We start from the raw sequence: 14,726 nt of genomic DNA on the forward strand, positions 1-14,726 counted from the left end.
CCGCGAGCCCTCGTGAGCTGGGTCAGTCGAAGAGGGCGACGAGTCCGTTCACCCAGATCGCGAGGAACCCAAGGACCGCCCCCAGGCAGCCAATGCCCGCCAGCACCCCGCCGACCGTCCACGGCCCGGAGGGAGCCTCGTACCCGTCGGGGTCCTCGCGGTAGGAGGCGGGGTCGTCCCAGTCGACGGGGTGCCCCAGTTCCTCGGCGCGGGCGGACCGCACCGCGACCAGTTGCTCCTGCGCGAAGACCGTGGCGGCCCTCGCCTCGGGGCCCCGCCAGGCGAGGGCTTTCATCCGCCACCCGGGAGACCCGTACCGCGCCTCGAAGGCAGCGGTCTCGTCGGCGTCCCGGTCCTCTTCGAGGTACATCCAGCGTCCGGCCTCGGCGGGGTCACCGTAGAGCCGGTACACCTCGGCCAGTCGACGGCGGAGCGTCAGGTCGTGCGGATAGGACGAGACAAGACCGCGCAGGCGCTGGCGGGCGACGGGAACGCGGCCGGCGGCCAAGTCCGCATCGACTCGGGCAAGGGTCTCTCTCACAGGCATGAACGCATGATCGGATGCCACACCGCCCTCCGTCGACCTGGTTTACGCTGGCGAAGCTCTCGAACTTGTGGACGAAGGACGTACATGGCTCGCCCCTGCACCCCCGGACCAAAACGGTTCGTCCTCGCTGGCGTTGACGGCAACGACCAGCAGGTGGCCATGAGGGGAGGCGTAAACCCATGAAGGACGTCGTCTTCACGCGCGGGAGCGGCTGGATTCCGAGCGTCGTCCGCGAGGACGGCCGACTGAAGCTGATGCTCGGCGCCGGGGCCGACGCCAACCATGAGCCTCGCACGTTCACGTTCCCGATCGAGGAAGCCCACCTCGCGGTGATCCGCCAGGACCTGCCCCGGCACCTGCTGTTGTGGAGTGCGGTCCTTCCGCTGTGCGAGGCCGCCGGAACCCGGGGCCGGCTCGACGAGGACGCTGCCGCCGCGCTCCTGGACCCGGTTCTCCTGGGCCGGCCCGTGGACGTCGACGCGCTCTTCGGCCGGATCAGCTGGGACAGGAGCCGACTCGTCGCGTACGGAGCCGACGTCGGGCTCCTTGAGCGCGGCCACGTCTGCGCGGCGATGCGCACGGCGACCGAGACGCCGAACGAGAGGCGCGCTCAGGAGCACAGCGCGAACCGCCGTCGCGCCCAGCGAGGCACCGTGCTCGGCCCGCTGGACGAAGCGGTTCTCAGGTACACGGGCCAGTACCTGCACGGCTCGACGGTGCCCCGGCGGAAGCCCGGTGACGTCGACCCCGCGCTGCTGCCCGAGGTGATGCGTGTGATCGCCACCGCGGAGCGGGCGTGCGCCGGGATGCGGGTCGGTCTCGATCCGCGGCGCGGGAAGCGTGCCACGGACAAGCGTGACTGGGAGCGGATGGCGGCGACGGTCGATGCGGCCGTACGCCGTGCGTATCCCGAACTCGTCGATGACGCGGTGCGAACGGTGAGCTTTCTGATGTGCTCGGAGGCCGCGGACCGCTCCAGGAACACACCCGTGGACGACGACGAGGCTGTCGGCGGGCGCGCCGGATTCGGTGCGAGTGCGAGTGCGAGTAAGTCGATCCTGTCGTTCACCGACGACAAGGGCGTCGAGCGGAAGTGGCGGTGGGACGGTCCGCGCGGCGCGAGCGCGGAGTTCTGGGACTTCGTCGGCGATCGCTGCGCTGCGGACAACGAGGTGTTCACCATCGAGGACGAGGAGATGGGCGAAGGAATCCAGCTCCACTTCTACGCGGACTCCGCCGCCCGGGTCACGACAGTGCGCGAGGGGCGGGGCGGGTCGGATCCGGAGTACCGGGTCGAGTACAGCCTGGTCGACGGGATCGGCGGGTACCGCGCCCTGGTGAGCGCCTTCGTCCGCGGCGGCTGCGCCGCACTCGACGGTCACGGCCCCTGGATGTCGGACGTCGCCGAGTTCGAGCGCGCCCGTCGGCGGCGCGACGCCCGGTAGCCCGAGAATCCCCGCACGTCGTCACCGCAGGCAGCGACGGCACGGTACGAATCCGTGCTCCGCACCCGCACGACGTGCCGCAGTCCGGGACCGTTGCCCAGCGGCCAGCAGACAGGTACGCCATCCCTGGCCGTCACGGACCAGAGCGCTACGCGACTTCAGGTTCTTCAGTAGACCGCTGCCGACGTGCTCCACAGCCCAAGCACCGCCCCCAGGTCACGCACCCTCACCGCCTCCCCCGGTCGGTAATGAAGCGGCGGATCCGGGACAGTATCGCCTCCTCCCGCCCTGTGAGGTGGTCCGGCCGCCGGTTCACCGGGCGCCTGAGCGAGACAGTGAACTCTCGAGCACATGAGTCGAGTTGCCCCCTCGGCGGGCTGGTCGGGGCGCAGGCGCGGAGTGGGTCGCGATGGGCCCGCAGATGATTGCTCACCGATCCGGTGAGTCCGGCACAGATTCACGATCTGCCGGCCACCACCTACCGGCGGATGAGGTGGGTGAGGGTGGCTCCGTTCGGGAAGGTGGTGCGCTCGGCCACGTCGAAGACGGTGGGGTCGAAGGGCCCGTCGACCACCGCGATCCCGGTGCCGGCGATAACCGGGTACGTCTTGATCAGCAGCTCGTCGATCTCGGGCAGGAGGCTTCCTGCGAGCCGGCCGCCCCCGCAGAGCCAGATGTCCAGGTCGCTGTCCACCTCGCTCTTGAGTCCGCGGACGAGGGCAAGCGGGTCGCCGGACACGACGGTGACGGCTGGGTCGATGTCCGGCTTGAGGGTGCTGGACACGACGTACTGGCGCAGGTGCGCGTACGGGCTGGTGACCCCGTGGTCGAGGGTCAGACGGTACGTGCCCCGGCCCATGAGGACGGTGTCGAAGCGCCGGTTGGGTGCGTGGGCGACGCAGGCGGCCTCGCGGTATGCAGTCGGGACGGTCTCCGGGTACAGCACGTTCATCCAGGCGGAGTAGGCGGCGGACTGCTGATCGTCGCCCTGCGGGAAGAAGCCGAACTCGCCACTGGGGCCGGCGATACGGCCGTCGAGCGAGATGCCGATGTAGTACACGAGCTTTCGCACTGCGCTTCCCCCACTCATAGTACAATGCTTGTAGTGCCTGCAACGTAGTACTACAGACGGAGTGATGTCAATGGCGAGGCGGAACGATCAGCGGCGTGCGGCCCTCGTCGACGCGGCGATCGAGGTACTGGCCAGGGAGGGCGCACGCGGCCTCACCTTCCGAGCCGTGGATGCCGAGGCCGCCGTGCCCGCCGGTACGGCATCCAACTACTTCGCCAGTCGTGACGACTTGTTCACTCAGGCCGGCGCGCGCGTATACGAGCGGCTCCAGCCCGACGAGACCACGATCGCCCACCAGCGGTCGGCAGGCCGGGACCGGGAGACCTACGTGACACTGATGCGCGAGCTGGTCGGCCGCGTGGCCTCATTCCGCACCGGGTACCTCGCGTTGCTGGAACTTCGCCTCGAGGCCACCCGCCGTCCAGAACTGCGCACGGTCCTCACCCAGCGAGTCCGGGCCGACGTGGATGCCAACATCTCCCATCACGAGGCGTCGGGCCTTCCCGGCGACGCCACCGCGGTCAAGCTGCTCATGTTGACGCTGAACTGGCTGATCGTTGAACAGCTCACCCTTCCGGACGTCTTCACGCAGGCAGAGCAAGAACAACTGGTGACGGCCGCGGTGGAGCGCATCGTGGGCGCGGAGTAGATCTCGTTCGCCGACGGCGTCATGGGTTGCCATTGGTCGGAGCAAATAATCCGGGTATAACCCCATTTGCAGGTAGGAGGGCTGACGCTGGGGCCGATGTCGGACCTGCTGCTTCTTCGCGGACCTGCTCGGCCAGCCCTCGCCCAACTCGGCCGCGGCCGACCCGGATGACATCCTCAGCCGCCCGGAGCACCGCCCTGGCCAGGCGGAACGAGCGGAATATGTGAGGTCGCGCAAGTTCGGGGAAGAAGGTTCGGCAACCGACAGGAGGTTGCTGTGAGGGGTGGAGACCTGGAACTGGGCGAGTTGCTGGCCGCTGCGGAAGCGGCCCCGCCCGGCGAGTCCGTGGATGTGGTGGCGCACGACCTGCAGAAGCGGTTCGGTGCCGAGGCCGTGTCCTTCCTGTTCGTCGACCTCATCGGCCGACGGCTGATACGCCTGGCCGCGACCGGCGACCGGGCCGCCGAGCCGGACGAGCCGATCGACCTGCACGGCAGCGTCTACCACAGCGTTCTGCAGAGCCAGCGCCAGCACGTCGAACCGGACGGGCGCGGCGGACGACGCGTCATCACGCCCGTCACCAACCGCGGCGACTGCATCGGCGTCCTGGAGGTGAACCTGCAGTCCGCGGACGACACCGTGCTGCGGCAGGTCCGCCACGCCGCCCACGCGCTCGCCTACATCATCGTGACCGACCGCCGTTTCACCGACCTGTACCACCAGGGCCGGCGCACCACCAGGACCAGCCTGGCGGCGGAGATCCAGCATCAGTTGCTTCCCTCGTCGCCCTGCTGCGAGGCCCCCCAGTTCACTCTGGCCGCCGGACTGGTCCCGGCCGACGACATCGGTGGCGACACCTACGACTACACGCTCGACCGCGACACCCTGCATCTGTCGATCACCGATGCCATGGGCCACGACACGAACTCCGCTCTGCTGGCCACCTTGCTGGTCGGCGCGCTGCGGCAGGCACGTCGCACCGGCTGCGACGCCCTCGAACAGGCCGGCCACGCCCACCAGGCCCTGCTGAGCCACAGCCGCGGCCTGGCCACGGGGCAGCTGCTCTGCGTCGACCTCGAAACGGGGCTGTGCGAACTGGTCAACGCGGGCCACCCCCGGCCCCTGCTACTGCGTGACGACGCCGTGGAAGAGGTGAAACTCACCGTCAACCTGCCCTTCGGTGTGGTGGCACCCTCCTCCTACCGCCTGCAGGAACTGCGTCTGAGACCCGGGGACCGCCTGGTCCTGCTCACCGACGGAATGCAGGAGCGCGGTGCCGCGGCCGTCGACCTGCCCTCGCTCATTCACGACACCCGTGCCCTGCACCCGCGAGAGGCCGTCCGGACCCTGACCGCCTCGGTGCTCGACGCATGTCACGGCAACCTCAAGGACGACGCCACCGTCCTCGTCCTGGACTGGCACAGCAATCGCAGCCGGACAGACTGACCGAAACCCGCCCCGCCCTTCGCGACCTGCGCAGCCGCTGACCGACGGTTCTTTGGGCGCCTTCGGTCGGCGCCCGCCCACCGCACGGCCGGGGGCGCTTTCCCGGGAGCGGCCGGGTCTCCCGGGGTGACCGTCATACTGTGGCCCATGGAACGCATGGGCGGGTATGTCGTCGAGCGCAAGCTCGGCGAAGGAGGGATGGGGACGGTCTACCTCGCACGCACCCGCGGGGGCCGTGCCGTCGCGCTGAAGGTCGCCAGGCCGGAACTCACGGCGGATCCCGGCTTCCGTGAGCGCTTCCGCGCGGAAGTGGCGGCTGCCCGTGCGGTGGGCGGCTTCCACACGGCCCATGTGGTGGACGCCGACGTCCATGGTGACCCGCAATGGCTGGCGACCGCCTACATCCCCGGCCCGACCCTCGCCGCGCGGCTCGCCGCGGAGGGCCCCATGGACGAACCGCGGTTGCGCGGCCTGGCCGCGGCTCTCGCGGAGGCCCTCGAGTCCATCCACTCCTGCGGCCTCGTCCACCGCGACCTCAAGCCGGGCAACATCATCATGGCCGACGACGGCCCGCGCGTCGTCGACTTCGGCATCGCCCGCGCGGTGGAGTCCACCCGCCTGACGGCGACGGGCACGGCCTTCGGCACACCCGGTTACCTCTCCCCCGAACAGGCCCTGGGCACGGACGTGACCGGGGCCACCGACGTGTTCGCGCTCGGCGCCGTACTGGTCGCCGCCGCGGGTGGCAGCGCGTGGGGCGAGGGAACTTCCATGGCTCTGATGTACCGGTCGGTCCACGAGAGCCCGGACCTCTCCGCCGTCCCCGCGGGACTGCGGGACGTCGTGGCAGCGTGCCTGGAGAAGAATCCGGCGGCCCGCCCGACCCCGACCGCCCTGCTGGATCTGCTGACGCAGATGCCGCCGGGCGAAGACCCGGCGCCGTACACGCCGACGGTCGCTGTACCCCCGCGGCCCACGGTGCCTCCACGGCCGGAGGTCCCACCGGCGGTCTCGCACACGGCGGCAACCGTGGCCCCGGGGCAGGACCCGATTCTCGTCATCGGCGACCGCGACACGAGCCTCGCCGCGGACAGCACCGGCGTCACGCTCCAGGTCGACGATGCCGAAGTCGATTTCGACTGGTCCGAGATCGCCGCCCTCGACTACGCGCCCTCCCGACGCAACCGCCTCGTCGTGACGGTCCGTTTGCACGACGGCACGTCGTATCCCTGCGAACTCGATGCCCGCCGGGCGGCCCGCCTCAGCGAGTGGACCGAACAGCTCGACCGAGTCGTGAAGTGGCGCTTCGCCAGGTAGGGCCGACCGCTGAGCCCGCCGGCACCGACTGTCCGACGGTCACCTGGATCGCGGACAGGTGGCTGTAGGTCGTCTCCAGCCGCTTGCCCCCGATCGTTCCGCGGTGGATCACCACACGGTGTCCGTACGCCGCGGTGACTCCGGCGAAATCCACCCGGCCGGCGCGCGCCGCGGACACCGGCGCTCCGTCTGCCACCGCGGACGACTGCCGGTCACGGTTGGCCGGGGCCAGCGTCGAACAGGGGGTCGAGCGGCTCGCCCTCGTACCCGACCACGAGGCAGGCAGTGGCGATCGGCCCGCGGGAAAGCTCTACGAGCCGGGCCAGGGCCGCCGCCTCGGACGGCAGTCCCGCCGGATCGATCCCGAGTGCCCGGGCCGCAAGGTCGCGTCGCCGGTCGAGGTCGGGCATGTCCTGTCGGTACTCGGCGGCAACCGCCCGGAGTTCTGCGGCTGTTCGTCCGGGAGCATCCCGCCACCACGGTGCCACCAGGCACAGCCGCACCAACTCAGGCAGTCCGACGGCAACCGGTCCGGCCTCACCGTCAAGGCTGACGTACACCGCGGGGCGCTCCTCACCGCCCTCCCCAACAAAGCAGTACGCGTCCCCTGAGGCCGCCCGTGCGAACTGCTCCAGCCGAGCCCCGGAAGCGAGCCGGATCCCGTCCTCCAGCAGGTGATCAGCCGGGTTGGCCGCGTCGAGGTCCGCGACCCCGGCGAAGAAACCGACGACTTGCTCATCGGTGGCCAGGAGAGGCAGCAACGCGTCGGGGTAGCCAGGCACGTCCGCCGCGGTATGTGGTCCGTCCATCCGACCACCGTAACCGGGCCATCCGACATCGGTACGGCCTGACCTGCGAGGCCGCGCATGCGCTGAGCGGGCCGGGGTGGAGGACCGTCTCGGACAACCGCACGCAGGTGAAATCGGTTGCGGCGGGACGCGTGAGTCCGGTGAGGATACGTTCATGAACGGTGCGACAGACGACGTGAACCAGGCGATCGCGGGCGAGCTGCAGCTCATGGATCCGCGTGTCCGCGCCTCGCGGGAACGCGCCGCGCGGCTTCTCGACCCGGAGTTCGTGGAGGTCGGCGGGTCGGGGCGGCGATGGACGTACGAGTCCATGCTCGCCGAACTTGCCGACCATCCGGGCAGCTCGGCGGCCGGCCCCCACTATGAGCCCTCGAAGATGTCGGGAGTGCTGCTCGCGCCGGGCCTGGTGCATCTGACCTTCGAGACCGTGCTCGGCGAACGCAGGACCAGGCACAGTTCGATCTGGCGCAGGAGTGACCGGTCCGCGGACTGGCGGATGTACTACCACCAGGCCACGCGGGTGCCACCCGGGGCGGACTGAAACGCCGTCCGAACAGCCGTGGTTGCCCGAGGACGACCCGGCCGGGGGCCATCGGCGATTCCGGTCGGTCCGGAACTACCGTGCGGCACGGGCTTGGCGGGGCCGGGCGCGTAGCTCGACGAGCCTGTGGCAGTCATCGGTCCCCGCCAGACCCTCTTCCAGCGCCAGCAGGGAAAGGAGCTGGACCGGGCGCCCCACCGATGCCGCCGCCTCAAGCTTGTGGTGGCCGTCGAGCAGGAAGTGTGTGAGCCCCCAGTGTCGGTACTCGTCCGTAGCGGTGAGAGCCATCGCGGGCCGGCACAGGTCCAGCGTGGAAACGGCCACCGCTGTCGGCATCGCGCCCGAACGCAGCCGCTCCGCGTACTCGGCCACGCGCTCACGCCCGTTCCAGGACGGCGGCACCATCGGCACGACGAACTCGTAGAGGTGCGCCTCCTCGTCGACCGCGGTCTCGAACGTCCGGTAGTACGGAACCCTCGGATGCTCCGGGAGTCCCCAGAACTGGTCGATTCCCCAGGTCGCCACCTGTTCCCCACTGAAGTAGTCACCCTCCTGCCCCGGGACGACCAGGCGCGGCTCGACGGTGAGCAGCAGCGGTAGGTAGTCGCCTCGCGGCAGCAAGGAGCCGAACGTACGGAGGATGTCGCCGTCCAGATCGACCGGCTTCCCCGCCAGACGTTCACCCATGCTCTCGATCGACAGCGTCTGGTTGGCGCCCTCGAGGCGACGGAACAGGAACTGACATGTTCCACAGTAGAAGGAGAGCTCGAAGGCCGGCCTTCCGTCGAGCGCGAGCAGCCTGCGTCGCGGGCCGGCTCCCGAATCCTGGGGCTCCGTCTCGAATCGGAGTCTCGCCTCAGTGCCTGCTGCCCCGAGCCTGCGCGGCTCACCCGCCTTCACCGTTATCGGGTTTTTCCTTCGTGGATGCCCCCGGCTTCAGCCGGGGGTGGGGGTACCTCCCGCTTGCGGGGGAGAAACGAAGCTCCTGCGGAGCAGGGCAGGTAAAGCCGGTTCGCCGCCAGGGCGGACCGGCGCTCACCCCAACTGCCTACGCTGTCACAAAGGGTTGGGTTAGCGTGTGAACTGTGAAGGCCACCCCTGTGAAGCGGGCGTTCAAGTACCGCTTCTGTCCGACCGATGCGCAGGCGGCTGAGCTGTCGCGCACGTTCGGTTGTGTGCGGAAGGTCTACAACCTCGCCCTCGCGGCGCGCACGGAGGCGTGGGCGCGGCAGGAGCGGGTGAACTACAACCGGACGTCGGCGATGCTGACGGCCTGGAAGAAGACCGAAGAGCTCGCCTACCTCAACGAGGTCTCGTCCGTCCCGCTCCAGCAGGCGTTGCGGCACCTGCAGGCGGCGTTCGCGAACTTTTTCGGCAAGCGGGCGAAGTACCCGCGTTTCAAGTCGAGGAAGAAGTCGCGGAGGTCGGCGGAGTACACCACCAGCGCGTTCCGGTTCCGGGACGGCACGCTGACCCTGGCGAAGATGGCGGAGCCGCTCGACATCGTCTGGTCCCGTCCCCTCCCGGAGGGTGCGTCCCCGTCCACGGTGACGGTGTCGCAGGACGCGGCCGGACGCTGGTTCGTGTCCCTGCTGTGCGAGGACCCCTCCGTCCAGCCACTCCCCGCCACGGATGCGGCCGTCGGCATCGACGTCGGGCTGGAGCACCTGCTGACCCTCTCGACCGGGGAGAAGGTCGCCAACCCCCGCCACGAGCGGCGTGACCGCACCCGCCTGGCCAGGGCCCAGCGGCAGCTGGCCCGCAAGGCGAAGGGGGAGGGAGCGAACCGGGTCAAGGCACGCCGGAAGGTTGCCAGGATCTACGCCCGCATTGCCGACCGCAGGCGTGACCACCTGCACAAGCTCACCACTCGGCTCGTTCGTGAGAACCAAACGATCGTGATCGAGGACCTCACCGTCCGGAACATGCTGAAGAACAAAAGACTGGCCCGCGCCATCAGCGATGCGGCCTGGTCGGATTTCCGGAGCCTGCTGGAGTACAAGGCCCGCTGGTACGGTCGCGACGTGATCGCGGTCGACCGCTGGTTCCCCTCCTCCAGGCTGTGCTCCGCATGCGGCGCCCTGCGGGGCAGGATGCCGCTGAACATCCGCACATGGACGTGCGACAGCTGCGGGACGACCCACGACCGGGACGTGAACGCGGCGAAGAACATCCTGGCCGTCGGGCTGACGGCGTCTGTCTGTGGAGCCGGTGTAAGACCTCAACGGAGTACTCCGGGCGGGCAGTCGGCGACGAAGCAGAAACCCCTACAGCGCGAGCCGTAGGAACCCCCCTCCATCAGGAGGGAGAGGAAGTCAAACGGATACGTTAAACACGTTCTTCGATGAGCCAGGCATCCCTCCGCCATGCTCCGAGACGGCACCTCCCACCAGCCGACCACGGCACCGGTGCCCGGACCGTCCGACGTCAGGCCCCTGACGCCGCGTGCGCCGGCCCGCCCACTTACGATGATCTTCGCTCGCGCGGCCGGGGGGCCGTGCGGACGTCTGCGGGCGCCATGGAGCGCTGCCGCAGGGGGGTTCAGGACTGATGCAGCTCTTGGGGGGCGTGCGATGTCGGGAAGAAGAATTGTGGGGCCGCTGGTGGCCCTGGCCGTCGTGCTGGGCGGGATCGGGTCTGTCGTGGCCTGGTTCCTGTCGACCGAGGGCTATCTGCCGGGGGACGCCATGGTGCGCTCCTGGGAGGCCCCGGACGACCGCAGGGCGGAGGTCGGGCCGGGCGACGAAAGCTGGGTCGTCGGTGACGTGGCCATCCGCAGCCGCTACGACGCGGTGACCGGATTCGGACTCGCCGAGGGGCGCGAGGGCGAAAAGCTCTGGGAGTACGTGCCACCGGGCCGGAGCGAGATCTGCGCTACCGCCGAACACGCGGGCACGGGGGCCGTGCTCGTCGTCCAGGGTGCGAGCGGCAGCAACGCGGACGGGCTGTCCGCGGCGGCCTGCACCACGGTCCTCGCCCTCGACGCGGAGAACGGCCGGGAGCTGTGGAAGGAGGAACAGAAGCCCGGGAAGGACCAGTTCGGCGAGGTGGTCGCCATGGGCGCCGCGCCGATGGACGCGCGCGGTGACCTGGCCGTGATGGCCCAGGATCTGCGCAAGACGGTGTATGACGCGGAAGGCCTTCCGGTGAAGAAGGCCCCCAGGCCCGGCGAGGCCGTCCTGCGCGGCCTCGACCTGCGCACCGGCAAGACCCGCTGGACGACCGAACTGCCCGACCGGTGCGGAACGAACGAGGTCCTGGCCGGCGAGAAGCGCATCGTCGCGGTCCTGTCCTGCGACGCGGGCGGACGCGACAAGCGCGAGTTCTCCGAGCTGACGGTGGCCGCCTTCGACCGCGCCACCGGCGCCCTTGAATGGAACGTTCCCATCGACGCGCGGCGCCCCCTCGACCCGGCGACGAGCGTCTCCGTCGAGTCGGCCGACCCGCTGGTGCTCACGGTCGGGGTGTCCGGTGATGACCCGGGGTCGACGGGCCTGTTCGTCTCGTTCGACGACAACGGGCGGCCACGCCCCGCCATCGACTTCGACCGGGGCGACGACGGCGTGATCAACGCGAGCAGCCCGATGCAGACGGCGACCGCCGGAGACCGCCTGTACGCGATGGCCGGCTACTGGGAAAAGGGCAACCACCACACGGTCTTCGCCTTCGACCTGGCCACCGGCGAGGAAGTCTGGTCCGAGGAGATGGACGATCCCGCGGCGGCGATGACGGCGAGCGGCGACAAGATCACCGTCCTGTGCGAGTGGTCCACCCAGTCCGAGGCGATCACCACCCTCATCGAACTCGACGCCGACAACGGCGACGAGACGGACGAGCGCCACTTCCGCGACCCGGTACCGAGCCCGGTCACCGCCATGTACGACGCCGACGGCCTGCTCCTCACCGCAGGGCTGGGCGGCGGCACACCGTTCACCGCATGGGAACGGTGGTGACCGCCATCGCGTAGAGGTGTGGACAGTCCCGTCGGCCGTGACCCTCCCGCAGGGCGCTGCGGCGCGGGCGCCGCGGCGCGGGCGCTGCGCAGCGCGTCCCGGGTCAGCAGGATCGGCGCGGCTCCGGCCAAGTCCGAGCCGGGCGCGCTACGGGCAGTCGTAGCGGTGTGTGAAGGGGCGCCCCGGGCACACATGGCACTCGAAGAGGTACACCCCACCCAGGTCGCCCAGCACGAGGCCAGGACCCGAGGTGGGGGTGTGCCGCTCTTCGACCGGGGTCCAGGCCTGCCGGGACACGGCGTCGGCTTCCGTGCTCTCCACGGTCAGCAGGTGTTCCATGCGGTTCCCGCACCCGGTGCATACCGGCCACTGCGGCTCCTGGCACCAGCCGGGGTATCCAACCAGTTTCGTCCCGGGCGCGGTGGAGAGGTGGCTCTGGTAGTCCCAGCCCGTCTCCTGGTCCAGGTCCAGGAAGCGGAACTCCAGCTCGTCCCACATGTCGTCATGAAGGTCCCAGTAGGGGTACTCCGTCACCAGCTCCGGATGTACGGCACAAGGGTGGGGGACGTAGTCCGCCCACGGCTCAGCCGGGGTGGGAGGGGTCTCCAGCGCCTCGCCGACCGAACCTGCCCGCCGCCATTGGATGTGCGGAACGATCCAGCGGTGGCCGCTGTGCTTGCGCGGGCACCAGAGCACCTGGAGCAGATCGCAGTCCTCGGGAAACGGGACGATGTGCGGCACGTCGGCGCGGTAGATCTGCACGACAGGCACCATAGGCGACCCCTCGTGCTCGGAGCACACGGGCCAGGCCTCCTCGGTCGGCCACAGCAGCGGGCCTCCGACCGAGCTGTCCCGGGGCGTCGGCTCACCCACGCAGGGGTGCAGCCGCACAGTCTCCTTCCGAAGGGGCACCACCTCGGGAAACAACAGCTCGACGTCGACCGGTCGGGGCGGGGTACGGCGGGTCACGTCGACAGGCTACGAGAGCCGCGGCCGGCGTCCACCGGCCGTTCGAGGGAGACGTGCGTGCCTTCGGCGGCGTCTCCCGCCCTGCGGGGCATCCCTTGCTGGGACGAAAGGGAGACCTCATGCCGCTCTATCTGTCGAGGTTCAGCTACACGCCGGAGACCTGGGCGAGGCTCATCGGCCACCCCGAGGACCGGGCCAAGGCCGCTCAGTCGTACATCGAGTCCGTCGGCGGGAAGCTCCACGGCTTCTGGTACGCGTTCGGCACGCGCGACGGCTACAACCTGTGGGAGGCGCCCGACAACGTCTCCATGGCCGCGGTCGCCCTGGCGATCAGCGGGGGCGGCGCACTCAGCTCGTTCGAGACGACGGTGCTCCTGTCCGTCGACGAGACCATGGACGCCCTGCGCAAGGCCGGGGACGTGCGGTACCGGCCGCCCGGCGCGTAGCGGTTCAGGTGGTCGGCGGCGACGAGCCCGTACGCGAGCTGCCGCGAGCGCCCAGCCCCATCGGTGATGCCCGGCAGTCGCCGTCCGGCGGGGTGCCCGTGGACGGGCGCGGCCTCTACGCTTCCCACGGCATCGGTGCTTCTGGGGTGGGGGACGTATGCACGAGGACAGTGCGCCGGATTCGGTGTGGCTTCCCAGGCGGCGGTTGCGGCGGGCGCTGAGACCGGTGTGGGAGGCCCGCCACGACGGTCCCGCCGAAGCCGACGCGCTGGGCACCTGGCTCCACGGCGGACTGGTCGTCAGGGCCGCCTACGACCGGCTGCGCGCCTTCGACATCGCGACCGGCGAGGAGCGCTGGGCCTGGGAGGTACCGGGCCGCGATGTGCTGTCGGCCGTGTGCCCCGAGGTGGTGGGCGGTGTCGGACTCCTCGCCCACTGGCCCGACACCTCGGGCGGGCGCGAGGAGGCCACCGTCACCGCCCTCGACATGGCCTCGGGTGGCGAACTCTGGTCGGCCCGGCACAACCTCGACGCACTCTGGATCGGTGGCTCCGGCCTCCAGCCCGGCATCCTGGGCCTGTCCGGAGAGCGGGCGATGATCGCCACGGGCAAGGGCGTCGTCGCCCTGGACGCCCGGACGGGCCGACGCGTCTGGCAGGTGTCGTACGCCCTGGACGGCGAGGCCCGGATCGCGGCCGGAGGGGGTCGGCTGGTTCTGGTCACGCGGAAGGCGGGCCAGGCGCGCGTCAGGTCGGTCGACGTGGCCGACGGCACCGTGCAGTGGGACAGGCGGCTGCCCCCGGACAGTCCCGTGGATCGGGTGGCGATCCTTGCCGTGGACCCGACCCTGATCGTCGTCGAGGGAGAAGGCCGGCGCAGCCCGGACTGTCTTCTCCGGCTGGATGCGCAGGGGGACGTCGCCATGGAGATGCCGTTGGCCGGTGGCCACGGCACGATCACGACCGAGCCGTACGGCCGTGCCGACGGGCGGCGCTGGATCGCGCTCGCCGGGGACACGCTGCTGGCGTTCGTCGTGCCGCCGGGGCTGGCCCCCTTGACCCGTCTCGCGGGCTTCTCGCTGTCGACGGGACAGCACCGGTGGACCTGGGGCGACGACGGTGGCGGCATCGACGCGCTGGCCTGCCGGCGCGGGCACGTGGTCGCCCTGCGTCACTTCGAGGAGGTGTACCAGGGTGAGCATCTCGCCTGGCGATGCCTGGCACGCGTGCTCGACGTCACCTACGGCCGTGAGGTGGCGCACCGCCGCCTGCGGGTGACGCGGGACGAGCCCTACGCGCTGCATGTGCACGGCGACCGGCTGCTGTGGGTGAACAAGGAGAGCGGTCCCGGCACGCCGCCGGTGAAGGCGTTCGACTGGCGCTGAGCGCAGGGGCTGGGGCTCGGTGTCAGGGGTGTCGGGCGTGGATCGCGTAAGCCGGACCCCGGAAGGGCTCGCCGGCGGGCGCGGCACGATCGGGATACGTGGACGGAGCTGGCCTACCACGCCCCGCTGACCGAGTGGGCGGCAGGTG

At 70.4% G+C, this 14,726-nt stretch carries 15 protein-coding genes; 9 read left to right on the forward strand and 6 right to left on the reverse strand.

From position 1 onward, the window contains the following. Positions 1–22: 22 nt before the first annotated feature. On the reverse strand, positions 23–547 hold the full coding sequence (locus ABT296_RS31330; RefSeq protein ID WP_351932213.1) for a DUF6584 family protein: 525 nt from the start codon (positions 545–547) through the stop codon (positions 23–25). A gap of 179 nt (positions 548–726) precedes the next feature. Here ABT296_RS31330 and ABT296_RS31335 point away from each other — a divergent pair, with 179 nt between their 5' ends. Then, on the forward strand, positions 727–1,992 hold the full coding sequence (locus tag ABT296_RS31335) for a DUF6357 family protein (protein WP_351932215.1): 1,266 nt from the start codon (positions 727–729) through the stop codon (positions 1,990–1,992). A gap of 478 nt (positions 1,993–2,470) precedes the next feature. Here the strand turns inward: ABT296_RS31335 and ABT296_RS31340 are convergent, their stop codons facing one another. Then, positions 2,471–3,064 carry a dihydrofolate reductase family protein gene (locus tag ABT296_RS31340; RefSeq protein ID WP_351932217.1) on the reverse strand — a complete coding sequence of 198 codons (594 nt, stop codon included), beginning with the start codon at positions 3,062–3,064 and terminating at the stop codon, positions 2,471–2,473. 70 nt (positions 3,065–3,134) lie between these two features. Between ABT296_RS31340 and ABT296_RS31345 the strand changes: the two genes are divergently transcribed. The 3 genes from ABT296_RS31345 to ABT296_RS31355 all read left to right on the forward strand — a co-directional run bounded on the left by ABT296_RS31345 (position 3,135) and on the right by ABT296_RS31355 (position 6,476). Next, positions 3,135–3,713: a TetR/AcrR family transcriptional regulator gene (locus tag ABT296_RS31345; RefSeq protein WP_351932219.1), complete on the forward strand. Its 579-nt coding sequence runs from the start codon at positions 3,135–3,137 to the stop codon at positions 3,711–3,713. Between the two features lie 276 nt (positions 3,714–3,989). Then, on the forward strand, positions 3,990–5,159 hold the full coding sequence (locus ABT296_RS31350; RefSeq protein WP_351932221.1) for a PP2C family protein-serine/threonine phosphatase: 1,170 nt from the start codon (positions 3,990–3,992) through the stop codon (positions 5,157–5,159). A 147-nt stretch (positions 5,160–5,306) separates the two neighbouring features. Further along, the gene (locus ABT296_RS31355; protein WP_351932223.1) at positions 5,307–6,476 is read left to right on the forward strand and encodes a serine/threonine-protein kinase; all 1,170 of its coding nucleotides are present in this window, start codon (positions 5,307–5,309) and stop codon (positions 6,474–6,476) included. Here the strand turns inward: ABT296_RS31355 and ABT296_RS31360 are convergent. Next, positions 6,421–6,672, reverse strand: coding sequence for a peptidoglycan DD-metalloendopeptidase family protein (locus tag ABT296_RS31360; RefSeq protein ID WP_502977371.1), 252 nt, complete (start codon positions 6,670–6,672; stop codon positions 6,421–6,423). The two genes, ABT296_RS31355 and ABT296_RS31360, sit on opposite strands and share 56 nt — an antisense overlap. A 16-nt stretch (positions 6,673–6,688) precedes the next feature. Further along, positions 6,689–7,285 carry a hypothetical protein gene (locus ABT296_RS31365; RefSeq protein ID WP_351932225.1) on the reverse strand — a complete coding sequence of 199 codons (597 nt, stop codon included), beginning with the start codon at positions 7,283–7,285 and terminating at the stop codon, positions 6,689–6,691. A gap of 154 nt (positions 7,286–7,439) precedes the next feature. On the opposite strand from ABT296_RS31365, the gene ABT296_RS31370 reads away from it, so the two are divergent. Then, positions 7,440–7,826: a nuclear transport factor 2 family protein gene (locus ABT296_RS31370; RefSeq protein ID WP_351932227.1), complete on the forward strand. Its 387-nt coding sequence runs from the start codon at positions 7,440–7,442 to the stop codon at positions 7,824–7,826. A 75-nt stretch (positions 7,827–7,901) separates the two neighbouring features. On the opposite strand, the gene ABT296_RS31375 is transcribed toward ABT296_RS31370, so the two are convergent. After that, positions 7,902–8,726, reverse strand: coding sequence for a hypothetical protein (locus ABT296_RS31375; protein WP_351932229.1), 825 nt, complete (start codon positions 8,724–8,726; stop codon positions 7,902–7,904). 185 nt (positions 8,727–8,911) lie between these two features. On the opposite strand from ABT296_RS31375, the gene ABT296_RS31380 reads away from it, so the two are divergent. Beyond that, positions 8,912–10,111: an RNA-guided endonuclease InsQ/TnpB family protein gene (locus ABT296_RS31380; RefSeq protein ID WP_351932231.1), complete on the forward strand. Its 1,200-nt coding sequence runs from the start codon at positions 8,912–8,914 to the stop codon at positions 10,109–10,111. 288 nt (positions 10,112–10,399) lie between these two features. Continuing rightward, on the forward strand, positions 10,400–11,779 hold the full coding sequence (locus ABT296_RS31385; RefSeq protein ID WP_351932233.1) for an outer membrane protein assembly factor BamB family protein: 1,380 nt from the start codon (positions 10,400–10,402) through the stop codon (positions 11,777–11,779). Positions 11,780–11,926: 147 nt separating this feature from the next. Here the strand turns inward: ABT296_RS31385 and ABT296_RS31390 are convergent, their stop codons facing one another. Beyond that, a complete protein-coding gene (locus ABT296_RS31390; RefSeq protein WP_351932235.1) occupies positions 11,927–12,541 on the reverse strand; it encodes a DUF1963 domain-containing protein in 615 nt (204 codons plus the stop codon). Between the two features lie 326 nt (positions 12,542–12,867). On the opposite strand from ABT296_RS31390, the gene ABT296_RS31395 reads away from it, so the two are divergent. Together ABT296_RS31395 and ABT296_RS31400 are read left to right on the forward strand one after the other, a co-directional pair. Then, positions 12,868–13,194: a GYD domain-containing protein gene (locus tag ABT296_RS31395; RefSeq protein ID WP_351932237.1), complete on the forward strand. Its 327-nt coding sequence runs from the start codon at positions 12,868–12,870 to the stop codon at positions 13,192–13,194. 157 nt (positions 13,195–13,351) lie between these two features. Further along, positions 13,352–14,578, forward strand: a complete 1,227-nt coding sequence (locus ABT296_RS31400; RefSeq protein ID WP_351932239.1) for an outer membrane protein assembly factor BamB family protein — start codon at positions 13,352–13,354, stop codon at positions 14,576–14,578. Positions 14,579–14,726: the final 148 nt, after the last annotated feature.

Origin of the sequence: Streptomyces sp. NPDC000983, from assembly GCF_040299205.1 — a bacterium.
In the GTDB taxonomy this organism is placed as follows: Bacteria; Actinomycetota; Actinomycetes; order Streptomycetales; family Streptomycetaceae; genus Streptomyces.